16 protein-coding genes are annotated in these 20255 nt (G+C 51.4%); 1 reads left to right on the top strand and 15 read right to left on the bottom strand.

Annotated features, from left to right (window positions below):
- Positions 1-84: 84 nt before the first annotated feature.
- From PQG83_RS01405 to PQG83_RS01360, 10 genes are all read right to left on the bottom strand, one after another.
- Complete coding sequence (locus PQG83_RS01405; RefSeq protein WP_312745915.1) at positions 85-726, bottom strand: hypothetical protein; 642 nt, start codon at positions 724-726, stop codon at positions 85-87.
- A gap of 584 nt (positions 727-1310) precedes the next feature.
- Positions 1311-2297, bottom strand: a complete 987-nt coding sequence (locus tag PQG83_RS01400) for an ABC transporter ATP-binding protein (RefSeq protein WP_312745912.1) — start codon at positions 2295-2297, stop codon at positions 1311-1313.
- Between the two features lie 26 nt (positions 2298-2323).
- Positions 2324-3355: an ABC transporter ATP-binding protein gene (locus PQG83_RS01395; RefSeq protein WP_312745910.1), complete on the bottom strand. Its 1032-nt coding sequence runs from the start codon at positions 3353-3355 to the stop codon at positions 2324-2326.
- Positions 3356-4348 (bottom strand): ABC transporter permease, encoded by a 993-nt coding sequence (locus PQG83_RS01390; RefSeq protein ID WP_312745908.1) that lies wholly within the window; start codon positions 4346-4348, stop codon positions 3356-3358.
- A 20-nt stretch (positions 4349-4368) separates the two neighbouring features.
- Entirely contained in the window at positions 4369-5331 is a 963-nt protein-coding gene (locus PQG83_RS01385) for an ABC transporter permease (protein WP_312745906.1), read from the bottom strand.
- A 28-nt stretch (positions 5332-5359) separates the two neighbouring features.
- Positions 5360-7504 (bottom strand): ABC transporter substrate-binding protein, encoded by a 2145-nt coding sequence (locus PQG83_RS01380; protein WP_312745905.1) that lies wholly within the window; start codon positions 7502-7504, stop codon positions 5360-5362.
- A 354-nt stretch (positions 7505-7858) separates the two neighbouring features.
- The gene (locus PQG83_RS01375; protein ID WP_312745902.1) at positions 7859-8167 is read right to left on the bottom strand and encodes a Rieske (2Fe-2S) protein; all 309 of its coding nucleotides are present in this window, start codon (positions 8165-8167) and stop codon (positions 7859-7861) included.
- A 30-nt stretch (positions 8168-8197) separates the two neighbouring features.
- Complete coding sequence (locus PQG83_RS01370; protein WP_312745901.1) at positions 8198-9094, bottom strand: Mrp/NBP35 family ATP-binding protein; 897 nt, start codon at positions 9092-9094, stop codon at positions 8198-8200.
- 202 nt (positions 9095-9296) lie between these two features.
- A complete protein-coding gene (locus tag PQG83_RS01365; protein ID WP_312640032.1) occupies positions 9297-9500 on the bottom strand; it encodes a hypothetical protein in 204 nt (67 codons plus the stop codon).
- A 263-nt stretch (positions 9501-9763) separates the two neighbouring features.
- Complete coding sequence (locus tag PQG83_RS01360; RefSeq protein ID WP_312745897.1) at positions 9764-11143, bottom strand: sigma-54 interaction domain-containing protein; 1380 nt, start codon at positions 11141-11143, stop codon at positions 9764-9766.
- 340 nt (positions 11144-11483) lie between these two features.
- Between PQG83_RS01360 and lgt the strand changes: the two genes are divergently transcribed.
- On the top strand, positions 11484-12299 hold the full coding sequence (gene lgt, locus PQG83_RS01355; protein ID WP_376753624.1) for a prolipoprotein diacylglyceryl transferase: 816 nt from the start codon (positions 11484-11486) through the stop codon (positions 12297-12299).
- A 55-nt stretch (positions 12300-12354) separates the two neighbouring features.
- Here the strand turns inward: lgt and PQG83_RS01350 are convergent, their stop codons facing one another.
- From PQG83_RS01350 to PQG83_RS01330, 5 genes are all read right to left on the bottom strand, one after another.
- Positions 12355-12804: a tetratricopeptide repeat protein gene (locus PQG83_RS01350; protein ID WP_312745893.1), complete on the bottom strand. Its 450-nt coding sequence runs from the start codon at positions 12802-12804 to the stop codon at positions 12355-12357.
- Positions 12805-12839: 35 nt separating this feature from the next.
- Complete coding sequence (locus tag PQG83_RS01345; RefSeq protein WP_312745891.1) at positions 12840-16283, bottom strand: UvrD-helicase domain-containing protein; 3444 nt, start codon at positions 16281-16283, stop codon at positions 12840-12842.
- Positions 16276-19527 carry a PD-(D/E)XK nuclease family protein gene (locus PQG83_RS01340; RefSeq protein WP_312745889.1) on the bottom strand — a complete coding sequence of 1084 codons (3252 nt, stop codon included), beginning with the start codon at positions 19525-19527 and terminating at the stop codon, positions 16276-16278. Before PQG83_RS01340 ends, PQG83_RS01345 begins: the two co-directional genes overlap by 8 nt.
- Positions 19528-19581: 54 nt before the next feature.
- Positions 19582-19758: a hypothetical protein gene (locus PQG83_RS01335; RefSeq protein ID WP_312745886.1), complete on the bottom strand. Its 177-nt coding sequence runs from the start codon at positions 19756-19758 to the stop codon at positions 19582-19584.
- 86 nt (positions 19759-19844) lie between these two features.
- On the bottom strand, positions 19845-20129 hold the full coding sequence (locus PQG83_RS01330; RefSeq protein ID WP_312640026.1) for a glutaredoxin family protein: 285 nt from the start codon (positions 20127-20129) through the stop codon (positions 19845-19847).
- Positions 20130-20255: the final 126 nt, after the last annotated feature.

Here is a 20255-nt window from a genome sequence, read left to right as displayed (position 1 = left end):
TTCCATTTATTAAGTCTGCGACTGAGTGGCCGATGCCGAGCAGTCGGATCAAGTTTTTAGGCGATTTACTCATCCCTCTGTGCCCTAAAAAGGTTTCTGGGAGGTCATAGTGGTCGAGGCGCGACCACGGGAACGCTCAATACGGAGTACACGCGATTCGAGTCGTCTCAGGTCATGGGTGAAGGAGCGGAGGTTAACGACATTCGCAAGAATGATCTCGTTCTGGTCACGATCAATGGTGAAGGACCAGGGTTCCGCCGCCGGAAACTCCTTGCGCAGCTTAGCAATAGTGCCCTTGCTGTCGTTGGTGCCAGCCCGAATATGAGGTCTTAATTCATTCCAGTGCTCGTAGATATTTCTAAGAAGCACCACGACACGATAGAAATCCTTGGTGACGCATAACCGCTTTCGCAGGTGTCTGGGGACCTTAATAAGAACGCGACGAAGGTTAGCCCCTGCAACTAAAAATAGATGCTCATCAGTGGAAGTAAGAGTGAACATACGGCGCGCAGCATGCCGCCGTTTCCGACCAAGGGTGGCGAGTTCCTCGGCTACGTCATTCCTCAGGCGGTCGGCCTGGAAGCGGGTGGCCGATGACCAATGGAAAACATCGTTAAGGGCCTCGGCTTCGAGGTCTGGTACATGGAGCTGAAATGTGGAACGTTTAATTGGACCTACGAAACCAAGCGTGAGAAGCCTGTCACGCTGCTGCTGGTCGTCTGCCATAGCTCTTCTTTGTCCGTCAAACTATTGAGTATATGGATCCGCATTGCTTGCAGGTCCCGACCTGCAAATTTCTGTCTGATTGTCGTATTGATTTTTGGCATTGTCAACGCTATCAACAACTGCGCAGCGGCGGCGTGCTATACGGAACGGCATAGTTTCATGTTAGCTGAGAATGATGAGTCCCTGGGGCAGCGGATGGCGGGAGGCTCATCCCACATTGTCACACCGCGTGCATCCGTTACCACACATTGTCAGATAACATTGTGTCTAAGCCCAATGAACATCAGGTGTCATGCCGGCGTTATAGGCTGACATCCTCTCGGTGTTGTCATCCCCGCCGGTTGGTAATTGGGATCCATCCCCCCAAAACCCAGATAGATTCCCGATAAAAATGTCGGGAATGATGAAAAAGATAATCCTGGCTGCTTTACCTGGGCACAGATCCTTCGCTATGAGCTCAGGATGACAACTTGGAGAAGGCTTCAATGAGTCATCACGTATGGGTTCAATGTCGGAGTGTTGAAGTATAAATTTTCACACATCGGGAGGTTGAGTAGACTGGAAACTACTGAGCCGGTGCCTGATTAAGGATACAGATGGCACCAGACTTGTTGGCCTTTTTCGGGAGGGCCGATCTGGGTCAGGTGGGGTTCCACCGTCTTGCAAACGTCCATGACGTGCGGGCAACGTGTATGAAACCGGCATCCGCTGGGCGGATTGAGCGGCGAGGGAACATCGCCGGGAATGATGATTCGCTTGGACGGGGCCGTCGGGTCGGGAACCGGATTGGCGGAGAGCAGGGCCTGAGTATACGGATGTTTTGGATCGTTGAATAAATCCTTGGCCGAAGCCACTTCAGCCAGTTTCCCCAGGTACATGACCGCGATGCGGTCGGCAAGATATTGCACGACGTTCAAATCGTGTGTGATAAAAAGATAGGACAGATGAAACTCCTGCTGCAGATCGCGCAGGAGATTCAGAATTTGCGCTTGGATGGACACATCCAACGCAGATACGGCTTCATCACACACAATAAACTTCGGATTGAGGGCCAAGGCACGGGCAATGCCCACTCGCTGGCGCTGACCACCCGAAAATTCATGTGGATATCGTGATTGATGCTCCGGCCGCAAACCCACCCGCTTGAATAATTGATCAACCTGGTCCTGCAATTCTTTCCCTTTGGCAATCTTGTGAATCTTCAACGGCTCTGAGACGATGGACCCGATGGTCATGCGGGGATTGAGGCTGCTATAAGGATCCTGGAAAATAACCTGCATTCGACGACGTGTCTGCCGCAACTCTTTCGATGATAAGGCCAGGACATTCTTACCTTCGAACGTTACGGATCCTGCTGTGGGTTCCATCAATCTGAGAATGGACCGGCCCACAGTGGTTTTCCCGCAGCCGGACTCCCCTACCAACCCCAGGGTTTCTCCATGACCAAGGTGGAACGACACATCGTCGACGGCTTTCACCCAGGCCGTAACCTTTGAGAACAGACCGCTTCGAACGGGAAAATATTTTTTTAATCCCCGGACATCGACTAATGGTGTGGTGGAGTCATTCATGCTGAACGGCGAATTCTTCCGAAGTCTTACGATTCTCCTGACTGACTCTCACGAGGCCTCAGTTTTTTGCCTGATGCCTTGTGATCGTCATATAACCAGCACACAGTTTCATGGGATTCTCCTACCTGAATGGTCGGAGGATGTTGAATGGGACAATGCTCCATCACTTCCGGACACCGTGAAGAAAAATGGCAACCGGGTGGATACTGTAAGGGAGAAGGAACGGTTCCGGGAATCGCTTCCAATCGAACCTGCCGTTCTCCCGGCCGGGGCAGTGAATTTAAAAGCGCGCTGGTATACGGATGACTGGGATTGCGAAATAATTCTTTAACCGGCGCCCGTTCGGCGATTTTACTCGCGTACATGACGATGACATCCTTGGAAAACTGGGCCACGACCCCCAAATTATGCGTAATCAGGAGAATGGCCATACCCATATCCTTCTGGAGCGCAGCCAACAGGTCGAGGATTTGTGCCTGGATGGTCACATCCAGAGCCGTCGTGGGTTCGTCCGCAATCAACAGGTCGGGATTACATGCCAGGGCCATGGCAATCATGACACGTTGTTTCATCCCGCCTGACATTTCATGGGGATATTGATCGATACGGCGCTCAGGAGCTGAAATGCGAACCTTTTCCAACAATCCGATGACTTCTTTCCGGATTTCACGATCCGAGAGTGTCGTGTGGATTTTTAACACCTCGCCGATTTGATTACCGACCGACATCACCGGGTTGAGCGAGGTCATCGGTTCCTGAAAGACCATCCCGATGGATTTCCCCCGAATTTTCCGCATTTCCTTTTCAGGCAGTTCCAACAGGTTTTGACCTTTGAAATGAATCGTGCCACCAATCACACGCCCCGGAGAAGAGATGAGTCGCATAATCGATAGTGCCGCCACGGATTTTCCACAACCGGACTCTCCCACTAAGGCCAGCGTCTGCCCGCCTCGAATGGAAAAGCTCACATCATCGACGGCTTTGATTTCTCCTTTGTCGGTAAAGAATGAGGTACGGAGGTTGGATACCTGTAAGAGTGGGTGGACGCGAGATTCCATCTACCGGCTTCGCAGTTTCGGGTTTAATGCTTCACGCAAGCCTTCTCCCACAAGATTAAAGGCCAGCACCACAATGAAGATCGCCATCCCGGGAATAAAAAATAACCAGGGCGCATCAAATACGAATCCTTTGCCATCCGAAAGGATATTGCCCCAGGTGGCGTCAGGAGGAGGCACGCCGAAACCCAAAAAACTCAACCCCGATTCGGCTAAGATAGCGGAAGCGACGCCGATGGTGGCGGAGACAAACACGGGTGCCAGAGCATTCGGCACCATATGACGAAAAATAATCCGCCCTTCTGGTATGCCCAGGGCTTTGGCAGCTGTCACATAATCCTGCTCTCGAATGGCCAATAATTCAGCCCGGACAAAACGGGCGGTTCCCATCCAGCTGAACAATCCGATGATGATCATGATGTTATAAATACTTGGAGGGAAAAGGGCAACGGCTGTCAAAATGAGAAAAAATACTGGAAAACACAGCATCGCATCCGTAAATCGCATGATCAGGGTATCCACTGTGATAAACCATAATTTCACGTGCCCGTAAAAACCAGAGAGCCCTCCTAATAAGATACCAATACCCAGCATAATGGCGACTGCCACAAATCCAATGGATAACGACACAAAAGAGCCTTGAAACATTCTGGCGAACACATCCCGTCCCAATTCGTCGGTCCCCATAAGATAGAATCCCAGAAACGGCTGATCCTGTGGAAGACTGTCGGGAGAGGGCTGAGAAAAGGGAGGAAGAAATTTGTCCGTGAGCCGAACCACTTCCGGGTCAAACAAGATCCACCATTCCGTGAAGACTTTACCGGCCAAGGCCGTGATTAATAAAAACACCAGCACCCAGAATCCAAACACGGCCTGGTAGTCTTTTTTAAAAATCCGAAGGAATTCTTCCCACGGCGTCTCCGGCGGAGGCAGGCCTTCCGTGTCCAGATTGACCTGCCCTACGCTGAGTGGAACTCCCGCCTTCGATTGATTCATGGCTTTGTCACTTCATTCAACTAATGCAAACGGATCCTCGGATCCACGACCGCATATAAAATATCCGAAAGTAAGGTGCCCAAGAGGGTCAACACTGCGGCGATAAAATTCAGTGTCATAATAATTGGAAAGTCCCGTGAAAGGATCGCTTCATACCCTAAACGCCCTAAGCCCGGCCAGGCGAATATCTGTTCAAAGATGACGGACGCGCCGATCAATCCCGGGAGCAGAAGGCCGAACATGGTCACAAAGGGCAACAGAGCATTCCCCAACGCATGGCCATAAATCACGGTATCTTCCTCAAGCCCTTTCGCCCGGGCGGTCCGGACATAGTCCTGACCCAACACTTCCAGCATTTGGGACCTGACATAACGGGATAAGATGGCTATGCCGCCAATCGCGGTCATGATGGACGGGATGACTAAATGCCAGACGCGGTCCATCATCTGATAGACAGGCTGAGCATGTTCCATTCCGAAGGTTTTAATACTGATAACCGGAACTCCCAGCCACCCCACCACCCATAAGATGGCTAAAAACGACAGGAAAAACCCTGGAACTGAAATGAGGGCATAGGACAAAAATATGGTTATCCGGTCATACCCCTTTCCTCGATGGACCGCCCCATAAATCCCGGTAGGAAAGGCCCACGTCCACACCAAAATGGTACCCATAATAAATAAGGGCAGTGAATTTAAAAACCGGTCCCAGATTTTCGGAAGGACGGGCTGACTGTCCTTGAACGATTTCAATTCCCCGGTGAACAGGTCGCGAATCCAATAGGCATATTGCACATACAGCGGATCGTCCAGATGAAAGGCGGCCCGAATCTTGGCGATATCTTCCGGTTTCATCCGGGGATTCATGGGATCCACCTCGCTGGGCTCCCCTGGCGCCAGATGAATAAACGAGTGCGCCAGAAAGGACACAATGATCAGCAGCACCAGCCGTTGCGCTACATTACGGACAATAAAATTCCACATAGTGACCAGCCGTCAGAATATGGGGTCGTTACCCATCAAGTGAAAATTTCGGCGTGGATTCGAGCTTCCGCCATTTATGGAAATAAAACGTAATGTCGCCACTTTTGGTGGGATAGATTTTTTCATACTTTTCTTTCCCGTCCGGCCCCTTTTCCACCAGCACGATTTTTTTGTCCAGGACTCGTGTACTGAGCGGCGCATACAGGAACGTATAGGGTTGCTCCTGATGAATCAACTGATGGAGTTGGTGCGTCAATTCTTTCTGGCGATCACGATTGTATTCCTGGCGGATCCGCACAATCAGTTCGTCCGCCTGGGAATTGTCGAATCCCACAAAATTCAGCTGCTGGGGGCCGGCCTGGCTGGAATGCCAGATCTGATAGAGATCGGGATCAATGCCCATACTCCATCCCAACACGACCGCATCAAAGTCACCGGTATTCACAAAATCACCCAGAAACACCGCCCATTCAAATACCTGAGTGTTGACTTTGACGCCGATTTTTTTCCAGGCGTTCTGCGCGATGGTCATGAGATTTTTTCTGATGGGATTTCCGTTGTTGGTGATGAGATTAAATTCAAAAATTTTCCCATCTTTTTCGAGCCAACCGTCCTTGTTCATTTTCCATCCGGCACTTTCCAGGATGGCGAGGGCACCTTGAGGGTCGTAGGGTAAGGGTTGAATGGATTGATCATACCATTCTGTGTTTTTGGGATAGGGGCCGGTGGTCCGTTGGCCCTCTCCATACACGAGATACTGAATAATTTCATCAACATTCACCGCCATCCCCAGCGCCGCTCTAATCTTCGGCTCCGTAAAGAGCGGTTTTCGATTATTGTACCCGATGTAGGTGTATGCGAACGTCGGACTGCTAAACCACTGGTAGGTCGGATCACTTTTATACCGGTCAACCTGATGGGGCTGAGCGGCATAGAAATCGACCGCGCCTGTGCGAAACTCTACCTCCTGCGTAAACAGTTCGGGAATGATACGCATATAATATTCATGGTATTCAGCCAAGCGTTCCCAATAGTCCTCATACCGTCGAAGATGAATAAATTCATCTCCCTGCCATTCGACAAACTGAAAACGCCCGCTGCCGATCGGATGCCGATTAAAGCGGCTCTCTCGCATCCCGAATGTCTTTTGAGCCTCCTCCGACAATCCACGCTCCTGCTTCTCCCGGGTTAAAGCCCCCTCATTGAGAAGATGCTCGGGAAGGATCCCCATTGTCCACGCATTGATGGCCGGGGAGTAGAGCCGTTTGTAAATAATTTTGACCGTATAAGGATCCACGGTCTCTACCGTTTTAATTGGCTCGAAGTCCGGAGTCCGTGGAGACAAATTTTTGGGATTCATGATGGCTTCATAGGTAAACTTGACATCTCCGGCATCGAACACATGCCCATCATGGAATTGCACCCCCTGACGAAGATGGAACAGAATGGTGGGATTATGCTCGCCAACGGGAAGGATATCCGGGAATTTCGCACGGAGGGGTTCTTCCAATTCTTTAGGAACCGGTTCTTGAGGATGAATCAGTTCGTCATAAGGGAAGTGCTCAAAGTACCGCTCACCGATAACCGCCTTTAAGCGGTCGAATAAATCCTGGTCCACCTCCGAGAGCGTCAACGCCACTCGCTCCGGTACGTCAATGGTCACGGATATGTCTTCGAGCTGAGGCTTGCCTTCCGCATTGGGCAGCAGGAGTGAGATGGATTCCAATCGTTGGCTGGAAGGTAATAATTCAATGGATTCCACCCTCTCTTGCAACCCCTCAATGGTTCCAGCCTTCCAAGCCTCATGAATCTTCCGAAAGAGCCTATCCCCTGTTACTTCCGTTCCATCCGGAAAACGGTGATACGGGTTGACCAGCACATAGGCCCGTTCGGTGATCTGCCAATCGGTGGCCAACCGGCTTCGAAGCTTCAAGTCTTCATCTAAATCCAGCAGCCCCTCAAACACGTGGCTCACAATATTGGAGCTAGCTGAATCTGCATTAAGGATGGGATTGAGAATCTTGGCATCCCCACTGGAAGCCTCAATGTATGTCACTAAGCGATCCGGATTACCGGCGGCCTGGTGCTCATAGGTTGGGACCCAAAAATAGGATTGAACCAGAAAAATAATCAGGGTCAGCGGGATGAACAGCAAAAGACGTTTGACAAACATAGAAGTCTACATCAACACAACACAGTGTAATGACTCAATGTTATCAAGAACCCAAAGGGGATGCTATGCCTGATTGATTGTAAACCAAAAATCATGACACCGGAGGTGAAAAGTGCTTTCTAAAATCTAACATGGGAAAGGGGAAGAAATACGAAATGGTGGTCAGGACCAGACGTTCGGATGAGTGGATCTGACCGGGCCAGGAAGGCATGAAAAAAGATCGTATTGATTCATGAGGAGAATGCAACACATGATGGAGATGTGGGCGCATGAGGCCTCACTACAACCCGCAAGTTTCCCGCCATTTAGCCGCTCATGGTCACCGTGCCGACTATAAGATGGCCTTTTCTATGCCTAGGACAGATCGACTTTCACTTCTCCATCTTCAACCACGGTCGGGTAGGATCTCACATGACTGGAGGGATTCGTCAGACAATGTCCGGTTTTCACATTGTACTCCCACCCATGCCAGGGGCAGGACACCGTTTCCCCTTCGACATCTCCCTCACCTAAAGGACCGCCTCTATGGAGACAGGTATTATCGATAACATGAAAGGCTCCATCCAGTTTAAAGACGGCCAAGCATTTCTCACCGGCTTCCACCACCATTCCCTTTCCCTCTTCCACTTCATCGATTTTCGCGATACACACTAACTCCGACATAGGTTCTCCTCAACATGAATATGCTTTTATTTAAGTTTTCTTCAAAGGATCGGTAATTTTTTTGAGTAAACTGGATACGGAGGGCGCAGCGTCCCCGTTACCTTTTTCCGCCTGGTCAACATTGTCCGTCAGGGTTTTTGCAATCTGAAGAAAGGCCTGGGCCTGGGGCGACGAGGGATCATTGCTGACAATTGGAGTACCCTTATCTCCCCCCTCGCGGATGGCCGGATCAATCGGAATTCGTCCCAAAAATGGAATCTCAAATTTCTGAGCGGCACGTTCCCCACCGCCTGTCGAAAAAATTTCTGTCCGTTCGTGACAATGCCCGCAGACAAAATAACTCATATTTTCAATCACCCCGAGCAACGGGACATTCACCTTTTTGAACATCGTCATGCCTTTTCTCACATCCTGTAGAGCCACTTCCTGCGGAGTGGTCACGGTAATCGCTCCGGTCAACGGCACTAATTGCGACAACGTCAAGGGCACATCTCCCGTCCCGGGCGGTAAATCGATCAGTAAATAATCGAGTTCCCCCCAGACCACATCACGAAAAAATTGCTGGATCGCCGAATGGACCATGGGTCCCCGCCACACCACCGGTGTGTCTTCCGGCACGAAAAATCCCATAGAAATGACTTTCACTCCCTGTCCCTCGGCGGGCAGAATTTTGTCCCCATCCTTTCCCGGCTCTTTGGATACCCCAATCATCAGAGGAATATTCGGTCCATACACATCCGCATCCATTAATCCTACCGCATAACCTTGTTGCTTAAGCGCGACCGCCAAGTTCACGGTGACCGTGGATTTGCCGACTCCGCCTTTGCCACTGCTCACTGCGATGATGTGTTTCACGCCCGGCAATGGATTGCCTTCAGGTTGATTGGGTGGGGTCGCGGGACCGGCCGGGTTTTGTTCTGCAGCCATTCAATAATCTCCTTATGTCACAGACACTCATAATAAATTTCACATATGCGACGCGATACCAGTACCTCTCCTCACCATAACATTAGACCATGAATCAAAGAAAACCCGAAACCCTCATGGACTGAAGAGGATTTCGGGTCTCTCACCACACCTTCACAATTGGGATAGGGGGTACGAAAAGCAGAACGACGGGCAGCAACACCTACCCTAGTTGCGTGGCAAACTTTTTACGCGATCGACCGATGAGGGGTTCATGATGGTGCCGGCGATTTTCAGAAATCACCGGATCCAAAATTTCCCCACAGGTAATACACCGCCAACCCGAAAAATATATGGCCCCGGATTCATCAGCCACATCACCAAACTTATCTTGAATCATGATTCCCTGACAACGCGGACAATCCATATCAAGCACTCCTTCTCCCGGGAAAAAAATAATAAAATCAATGCGTATCTAATTGTCTATGAAAAGCAATCCATATGCCGTAATAAATCTCGCACAAGCACCTGATAAATAAGGAATTAATATAAAGCACCCTCCGCAAATGTTTCAAAATGAAACCAATTAAATTAGATATCATGAATTAAAGATACATAAGATATTGAAAATATATCATTTTAATGCAAATAGCACAATTAGGTAACAATGTAGCCCAAAATGAAACGCTTTTAAGTTGTTTGAGTTATTCCAAATAGTTTGACCTTCCGCCATAAGGTCGATCGACCAATCCCTAACTGTTGAGAAGCTTCCTTCAGCCGCCAACCCGACTTTTCTAACGCCCGGCAAATGGCTTGTCGTTCCAGGGCCTCCAGTGATTCAGAGTCGGTCCATTCCCGATGCTCCCAACAGTACCGATGGAGGTCGGCTGGAAGATGCTCAAATTGAATCGTATCCTCCTCACAGCACACAAAGGCATGCTCAATCATATTCTGCAGTTCCCTGATATTGCCGGGAAATGGATACCGGCTGAGTGCCGCTAAACATTGCGGAGACAAGCTGACAATATGCTTGCCCATTTCGCGATTAAATTTTTCGAGAAAGTGATTCACGAGCAGGGGAATATCTCCCGTTCGCTCCCGTAGGGGGGGCAGCACAACCGGAATCACTCGTATACGAAAATACAAATCTTCCCGAAACCGTCCTTGTTGAACGGCTTCTTCCAAATTCCGATTCGTGGCCGCGACCACCCTCACATCCACCGAAACCGTATCATTGGACCCAACCCGCTCAAACTGTCCCCGCTCAAGCACTCCCAATAATTTCACCTGGGTGGCGACACTCATCTCCCCGATTTCATCAAGAAAGATCGTCCCACCATTCGCAATTTCAAACCGGCCCGGTTTATCAAAATACGCATTGGTAAATGCCCCTTTGACATGACCGAATATTTCACTCTCCAGAATACCCTCAGATAGACTTGAGCAATTCACCACGACGAAAGGGGCATCCTTTCTCGGGCTGTGGGCGTGTAACGCACAGGCAATTAATTCCTTGCCCGTTCCACTTTCTCCGGTGATGAGAACGGAGGATTTCGAAGCGGCAATGATCGGCAATTTCGCCATGATGTCCTGCATGCGAGGACATCGACCTACCATATTATCCAGCTTAGTCTGCTCTCCCAGCCGATGCTTGAGCTCCGACACTTCTTCCACCTTGGCACTCAACTCGCGAACCAGCGAGATATCACGGATAACTTCGATTAACCCGATCAGCTTGCCTTCCTTGTCCAATAAAAAGTCGGTATTGATGCTCACCGGAATATGTACGCCATCACGTCGACGAACCATCGCTTCAAAATTCGACACCCGCTCCCCCTGAAGCGCCCGCTCCAAAACACATTCCTTAGTCGAGCAGATATTGCTTTGGATCAGGACATCGCAGGCCAAAAGTGTCCCCGCCGCATCGACGTTGTAGCCCAGCATCTTCTGCATCGCCCGGTTTAAAAAGGTCACACGTTTCTGCAGGTCAATCGTAATCACTCCGTCACTAATGCAATCCAGAATGATTTCTGCACCATTCGAACGAGACAATGATCCCATTTCAGCCATGATGTCTATGCCTCTCGTCAAGATACCGACTTCCGATTACAGCCAACACGCCTTTTCTTTCATCCGCATTTATGGTAGGAAGATGATGTGAAGTCTTCCGAACAATGTGACCGGACCCGTCCCTGTTAGTGTAAGGCAACCCTATTCTGCTCCACAAACCCTTGCCGATAGACATTTTGCCACTTTCCAAGAAGAACGAGGTTTTCCCAACTGGCTCGCCCATGATGAAGCATGCGGTACGCCATCTTCCCATTTGGTTCCCAAATGAGGGTTCCCCTTTAGATGGACCACAAACGTCTTCCGGGCACCTCGGTCGTAAAGTGAAGCACATTACCGGATGATGGCCCTCGATCCTGTCTCCATTTTGGCGGATCTTGCGCGGCTCCCCTATCCGGACATTGATCCGGTCTTCTTTCGTATCGGGCCCCTGGCACTTCGATGGTATGGTCTTATGTACCTCCTGGGTTTGGCAGGAGCCTATTGGCTGATCAAGTCCAGGGCCGCCACAAGGAATGTCTCTCTCCCACCACAACAATTATCCGATCTTATTGTTTATGCCGCCTTTGGCGTCTTTCTCGGGGGGCGCTTGGGATATGTGTTGTTTTATAACCTTCCCTTTTATCTGGACCATCCCCTCAAAATTTTTGCGGTATGGGAAGGGGGAATGTCATTTCACGGCGGGCTGATCGGCACATGTATCGCGATCTGGATCTTTTGCAAAACCCGCGGGTTTCCTGTTTGGCCCATCGCCGACTTAGCCGCAGGAGCGGCTCCAATCGGGTTGGGCTTTGGACGGATGGGGAATTTTATCAACGGAGAATTATTCGGGCGGCCGACCGACGTCGAATGGTGCATGGTATTCCCCCATGGTGGCCCGGAGTGCCGACACCCTTCGCAACTCTATGAGGCAGGCCTGGAAGGCGTTGCACTCTTTGTTCTTTTATGGGTCATCAACCGCCGGTCAACTCCACCGGGAACCATGTTTTGGACCTTCATCTGCGGATATGGAGTAGCTCGATTTATTGTAGAATTTTTCCGTGAACCGGATAGTCATTTAGGGTTTATTTTCCAGTGGATTACGATGGGCCAGTTACTCTGTATCCCGATGGTTGCGGTCGGCGTCTTCATGATTGTCCGGGGCTACAAACAAGCATAACCCTCCCCCACTTCACGCATGCTTATCAGATTCCCAGAAATCCCGATCAAGCAGCTTAAAACCCCCTACCCCCGCCGCCCGGAGTCGCTCCCCCACCGAATCCCGGCATGACCGGAGCCGAGGTAGCTTGCGCAGGGGCATCGGGAACATTGCCATACCGTCGAAGCGGCGGGGAATTCCAAATGACCTTATGACCGGGAGCAAGGTTGGCAGCCTCAATGAAATGTTTCTTTGCGCCGGCTTGATCGCCCATTTTGTCCATGCACAACGCGAGATTATAGTGGGCTTCCGCCAGATCGGCTTGTTGTTGGACGGCAACCTGAAATTGTTGACGTGCCGCTTCCCACCGGCCTTCGTCAAATAAGCGCTTGCCTTCGGTCATCACCTGCAGCACCTGGGTATCCACATTTGAAGGAGGGGCCAAGGCTGTCAACGGCGCGGGTTTGTCCGATGCGCACCCTCCTGCCGCCATCATGACGAAATAGACCCCAACGCATACCTTCATCCTCCAATTCCTCATCGCTCCCTCCTTCTTGTCATTTATTGTTCGTGTTGAAACATCGTTTCCTCGGTTCCTACAGTCACCGTGACCACTTCACCGAGACGAAGAAAAAAGAGTTTACACCCTTTGACCGCAGGACCCAAGCATTGGCGTGCGGCCCGCGCATAGGCCTGCGCTTGTGCCCGGTAAGTCTCCGCGCGCTGCTCCACCATGCGAGAGGATACGCGATCCGTTTTATAATCGCCAACCCATACGTCGCCATCGATTTCATAGACCACATCCATCACCCCTTCCATCACGCAGGTCCGTGGCAAGGAAGACTCATGTTGCCCGACAGGCCATGGCATCGTAAATGGAACCTCCCGACCAAGAATAGTTGCCCTCTGCAATTCCCGATAGCCCGGTGAACCGAGAAAGTGATCAAAGAGCGTTTCAAGTTCTTTGACTACCTCACTCTTGTCCAACCCTGACCGGCCTGGTAACTGGCGTTCGCAAAAATCGACAAGCGCACTTTGTACCCTTCCAGGTTCACTCTGAAAATTCCACCGTTGAAGCACCCGATGCATCAAAATCCCAAGGCGCTGCCCGGTCCCACGTGAACCTTGCCCCCTCTTTTCCGGCTCCTGGGCCGATTTCGCCTGATGCAGCATGGAGGGATTGACGTACGCCTCCGCCTGATTGGTCTGTTGCCATCTCATTTCACGTGTGTCCCACTGTGGCGTGGAGATCATCACCTCACCGCTACCTTCAGGATCAGAATGGTGCTGTGGGGGGTTCCAGGATTTTAACACCGCGGGCGTCACGACGGTGTGAGGAATGGAGACTCCTCCCACTCGCACAATATCCAGTTCCGGATTCCCGAACTCTCCTTCAACAATCCCCTGAATAAGACTCAACAGGCTCTCCCCCCCCACTTTCGGGAGTATGCCCCCTGATAAAATTAACCGCTCCCTGGCCCTGGTCATTCCCACATAGAGCAGACGTCGCTGTTCGGCAGCTTCCCGGATCCGTTGCTTTTCCCACAGAGGCACCTGGCCTGCATTCCATACAGGTGGCAACGTACAACCGTATAAGCCGCTAATCCAGTCAAATGTAATCTGTGCCCCGCGATCCAGTCCCGTAGCCTTCTGATGCAACCCGGGTAACAGCACCACGGGAAATTCGAGCCCCTTGGCCTTATGAATCGTTAGGACACGGACGGCGTCTAACGTCTCTTCGGCCAAAGGGGCCTCCGGCTCTGAAGGATGGGTCATAAGGGAATCGGCCAATCGTTCCACCCAGGCAGAAAACGATAGAGAAGGGATGGCCGCCTGTTCACTCATAAGGTCGCGAAGCTTCCAGACATTCACCACCGCCTGCTCACCATGGCTCGAGGCGGCGGCCAATTCCACGAGAGGAAGTTGCTGAAACAAATGATCAAGCAATTCCGGGAGAGGGAGTCGATTTGCCTGGGCATGAAGCCAGGCCAGCCGCTGAAAAAGGCCTTGAATGACTGCCTTTCGGGCACTCTCCCATGTATCAAGTCTCTGAGCCTGCCGGATATCCAACGGGCCAAGCTTCATCACATCCATAATCTCCCGATCCGTCAGCCCGCCTAATGAAGAACGGAGAATGCCCACAAGGGCCAGAGCATCGGTGGGGTCATCCAGGACGCGAAGCACATTCACCACATCAATCACTTCCTGACGCCGGTAAAAATGCCGCTCACCATCGGCCATGCAGGGAATATTGTGGCGCTGCAACGCTTCGAGATACACCTGCGCATTGGTAAATTTTCTTAACAACACCGCGATATGCCCGGGACGCAAGGAGGTTCTCCCTCCCTTCTCCATGATCCACTGACTTCCCGGCAGCAATTGTTCCTCAATCCACCCCGCTAACCATTCGGCTTCCACCCGTGTGGCCCCCTCAGCATCCCATTCGTCCTCCCCTTGAGGATTGGCCATGACACAGATCTCCATTCCTGTCGAGCCGGAGCCCGGCTCTCGCATCCGTCCAACCGCCAGGGGGACATTGGGGGGTTGGACATTGGCTTGAGGAATGAATAACCGATCAAACACCGCATTGACGGCTTCAAGAATGGTCCCATCACTACGAAAATTGGTCAGAAGAGTACATACGATCCCTCCATCCTGCGTCACTTTCTCCACGACCTGATCAAACGCCTCGATATCAGCTCGCCGGAAGGCATAGATCGATTGTTTGGGATCACCCACAATAAACAGCTTCCCCGGCATAAGCCGGATATCCCGCCAATACCTCCCGCACTCATTTGTGCATTCACCTAGATAAAGTAAAATTTCATATTGAACCGGATCAGTATCCTGAAATTCATCAACCATTATGGCCGCATAGGTCCCCTTCAATTGTTCTCTGACCATGGGATGATCCCGTAAGAGATCTCTGACCAGGATCAAGAGCCCATCAAATCGAATCCATCCCTTCGCCGAAAAATCCTGGCGAACTCGTTCGACAAATGGCCCAAGCACATGAAGGACCTTTCCCAACAGGACTTCATTGACCTGCAACAGCTGTTGCGCAGCTTGAATCGCCCGCCTGGCATCTTGAAAATCCGACGCATCCCACTCTCCCGGGGCCTTGCCAATGGTGCTATCAACCAGGTCTTTCTCCTCGTCAGATAAATGACAGTCCATTGGTGGTTCCCCATCGGCCACCCGATCAAATACGCGTTCAGCAAGAGATAAGAGCTTCTCAACTTTTCGAGGTTTGGCGCGATCGTATTTTGATAGCAATGATCGGACCTGATGCTGTTTACTCTGTAGCCACTTCAGAAAGGCCGGAGAGGAACCTTCGGCACACACTTGTTGATCTAATTCAGGAATAGAAATCTGATCCTGGCAGAGCGAAAAGGCAAAGGATCGAATTTCATGCAAACCCATGTGATTGAGCAGGTCCTGCCACTGGGCATGCGCCGAACCTTGCCTACCTAATTCCTGTTCCAACCAGGCATCCCACGCATGTTGAAATGTCTCAAGAAATTGCATCCCTTCATCCTCATGGAAATGAGGATCGACCCTGGCTTCTAGGGGATACAGACGAAGAACATGAGCGGCAAAACTATGGAGCGTGGCAATTTGCGATTTCTCCAGATCACGCAAGGCGACCTGAATTTTCCCTCTCACATGCGCCGTGGACACATGATAGCGTTGTTTGATCTCCTCCAGGCCTGTGCCATCGGAATCTTCACTTCCGGCTTCCGCCTCACAAGCAGCCAGCAACGCATGCAACCGGTCGCGGAGCCGCGATTTCATTTCATTAGCCGCTTTATTCGTGAAGGTCAGAGCCAACATGTCGGTCACGCGTAACGGGTGTGGTTCCCTCAGAAGCGCATGAACCAATCGATTCACCAACAGCGTTGTTTTACCCGTACCGGCCCCGGCCAGCACAACGACATTACGATCAAACGTGGTTTCCGCCATCAGTCGCGCATCGGCATCGGGAAGACGTTCGAGATTACTCATGGGTGGCCCGTTGCTTTCGCCCTTGCCGAAATTCCTTCGCCAAGGGAATTCCATACGCCCTCACCCACGAGGGATGATGCTGAAACCGACAGGCCACCGACCACGCACAGTCACGACAATAGGAACCAGGTAGAATAAAGAACTGCCCTGTGCGGATGCCTTCGATCCAACGACGAATGGTCCGCAATAATTGGTCACCCGTTTGCGTTGCCCAGATCGAACTGGGAAACGATGAGAAGGTGAGAGGAGCAGGATGCAATGGACGGATAAACCGGAATTCCACGGAATGCATCGCAGGATGTGGCGACATCATTTCTTTGGAATGTTCTCCGGAATGGCCGGCCAGGCTCAAGGAAGACATCAGTGAATATAAAGGAGGTTGTAACCGTCGACCACGCAGGGCTTCATTGACGAGATCGGGGTGGTCTGTTCGAGTCGCCAAACCACCAGAAAATTTATAATCCACAATACGAGTCCTTAGGCCATCCGACTGCCGGTCCACGCGATCCATTCGTCCATGAATCTTCAGCAAGGTCGAGTCTCCCGGCACCCCGCTTCCAATTTCTCCCTCGGCCCCTATCTCACAATCCACCGGCACCATAGCCTGATCGACGTACTCCTGTTGATCATGCTCGATCATCGCAACTACCACGGCACCTAATTGCGTTTTCATTCTTTCCCACAGGACCACATACCCTTTGCCATAGTGCGTCGCATATGTATCGCATACCTGATCAATGGTCGAAGCAATCAAGGAAGAGAGATAAACGGACTCTATTGGACAGACCGGCCATTGATGATCGATGAGATAGCGATAGACGTGTCGAAGAATGGTATGCCCCAACTCTCCCCAAACCCGGCTTGGCATTTCCCGCGAAATAGGCTCTCGAACATTCCGTGTATGCAGGGCATGTTCCATCCAATACCGGCAAGGACATTGGGCATAGCGTTCCAACGCTGTCGGTGACAACCCCCGGGACAAGAGCTCCTGCCAATGGGCCCCTTCGACGGCCATCATTCCATCATGCGATCCTGCCCCTGTGGACGTTTTTTCAAGAGCAGCCACGGACCTGAATCCATGGCGAAACAATATCCACCAGAACGATGGCTCCAAAGAAGCTGTTTGGATCGCCCGCCCCTGAAGCAGATACCGCAGGCGCGTTTCCTGTCCGGTCTCTTCACCAGGGGAAAAGTATGGGAGCCTCACCCGCTCAGCCACACGCAATGGCACACTCATCACCTCTTCAGAACAGCCCGGGACATCTCTCACGTATTCCGTTAGGAGAGGAGACGGCAACAGCGGACGCCCCTTGTGATCGGCACGTTGATAGACGAGATACACCCGGTCACTGGCTGAGTGCCGAAGCAACGCAAACAACAAAGCCTCTTCATCAAACCCATGCATTTTTTCATCAATTTTATATCCAAGGCTTTCCGCCAACACCCTTCGATCCCCGTCACGTAAAAATGCATCCTCCCGAACCACTCGTGGAAAAACCTGATCATTCATTCCAAGAATAAACACGGTTTTAAAGGATTGGCCTCGCGCCGCCATAGCATCGAATACCTGCACGCCTAAGGGGCTTTGCCCAGGAATAGGCATTCTTGTTCCTTCCAGGGCTCCTCGACACACCTCCACCCATGCACCCCAGGTTACTTGAGAACCGACCCGATCCAGTTGCTTTAACTGCGTCATGACCTGTTCAAAGGCTTGTGCAAGACTTGCCCGATGCGCCTGATCCCGCTCTTCCATGTGAGAAGATGTCTCTTCTTGAAGCAAGGAAAGATGCGTATTCACGAGTGCTTCAAAGGCGAGGGTTAGCTCACCAATCGAGCCTGATTCCGGAAGAGCCTGACAATCGGCCACCAGTCGGCCCACGACGTCCGCGCACTCTTGTATAGCGAAAGAGGCCTCTTCCAGAGGCATTCCGATCTTCTGCTGCCAGGCAGCAATTGCTTCCGGGTCTTTCGCCACCGCTGCAAGACGTTCCCAATCATCCCGACCTTGCATAAGACGCCAATGACGAATGGCCTGGCTCCAGATTGGCTTTTGTGCATGAGTGGAACATCCGTTGACCGACGGGTTTCGATAATAAGGAGAGGTCACGACATTCAGCAGTGCCTGCCAGGGGTACCGCTCTTCCCTCAAGCCGGCAAGCTGCCACCAAAGCTTAGCGTACGGTTCTTCCAACAGAGGCAAGGTCGCTGTGGTGCAAAAGGGAATTCGATGCTCCGCAAACACCCGCCGCAGAAAGAGCCCATATGGCTCGAGAGTTCTGGCCACCACCCCAATCTCATGAAACGTGTGCCCTGTCGTTTCCACCGCATGCAGAATGGCTTTGCAGGTAAAAACCAGCTCCCCTTGACCCCCGATCACGTTTACCACCTGCACGGAGGGGGATGATACCGTCGGATTCCCTAATTCCAACGCTTTGTGCCCAACCTGATGAGGTTGATACACCACTCCGGCTTTTAATAAATGTCGATCGAGAAATCGTTGCGCAAATTGATAGGCAGGTTGATCAGTCAGGGGAAAGAACACCTTCACGGAATTCGTACGAGCCACTTCCTCTAACAGCGAAAGCTGAACTTGCGTGATGTCGTAAAAACCGTAATAGATGATCGTCGGGAATTTGGCAACAAACGGTGACGCCCCAACCCAGGGAATCACGGAATTGGCCAAATCTTCAGGCAATCCCACCCCTAGTTGTCGGCTCACATTCACGATGGCCTCCTGAAGTTTCAGTAAGCCCGCTAGGCGAGTGACTGCAATCTCATCGAACAGCCCCTCTTCCACCGCACGGAGAGCCAGGCGTGGCTCAACTTGCGCTTCAAGCAAATCCCGAATGCTCCGCCACACGGCCTGCCTGAGACCTGATGAACTTTGAAGATCGGCAAAGGGTCCGACAGTTTGCCCACTCTTTTCAAAAATTACGGCTAGAAGATATTCATAGAAAAAGTCGCCGACAAGTTCGACCGAAGACACCTTCGTTTCCAGTGAACCCAATGCTGCTTGCTCGGCATGAAGATGGAGAGCGAACTGATGGAACGTCAGAACATGGAGATCGAAGAGCGCACAGGAATGCTCGGCGCATAATAACCACTGGAGTCTCCTTCGCAATGAATCCGAAGGCACCAGAATGGCCAGCGGCGCACGGGAATCGGCCGCTTTGATCTGCTGGACCGTTTCAACAAGAGCTGATTCGAGGTAAGGAGAGAATGGGCCGCTGACAAGCGTGAACATCCGGACTTTTGCGTTCGATCGGAGGTAGGCTATAAGACCGATTCCTGCCGATTTCTAGCCGGTTTCCGGTCCTATGAGCTCGCCATTACAATCAGGGCAACTCCAATCCCCGTCAATCAGGGACATGGGATCACCACAGAAGGAACATTCCGGAGGAGGTCCGGAAGGAACCCTGGGAAGGACGGGCAACTCGATATCTAATTCTATTTCGTCTTCATCTTCATTGGGCATGTGTGAACCTCGTGTATCCTTCGCGGTGGATATCTCCTCAGAACATGTATATGAGGAGCTATATTAATAGTGATAAAATCCTGAGATTATTCCTCAGTTTCCTCTTTTTTAGGTTTTGGCTTCGCCTTCGCTTGCAGCGCTTTCTCCGCACTCTCCCGTGGTGGAACTCCGATAAAGGTCAACCGTCCATTGATCAGGGTGGCGGGCACGGCACGAATAGCATGTCGCTCCGCGAGTTCTTGACCGGCCTCCGATGTGATATCAATCTCCCGGTAACTGAAACTATATTTGACCCGCATGCCCTTCCACAGCGTTTTCGCATTAGGACAGGCCGAACAGGATTTGGACACCAACAAGGTCACATTCGCCATTGCATTCACTCCTCCTTGATAATCTTCCCAATGATGGCATGTTAGCACTGAAGAAAATAGGCGGGCAAGGTAAAACGAAGAAACCGCGATTCACGCGCCGCGAGAGGACAACGTGAAAGAAGACAA

This window comes from Candidatus Nitrospira neomarina (assembly GCF_032051675.1).
In the GTDB taxonomy this organism is placed as follows: domain Bacteria; phylum Nitrospirota; class Nitrospiria; order Nitrospirales; family UBA8639; genus Nitrospira_E; species Nitrospira_E neomarina.
The sequence above is the reverse complement of the archived record's forward strand: the minus strand, read 5'-3'. Positions and strand labels throughout refer to the sequence as shown.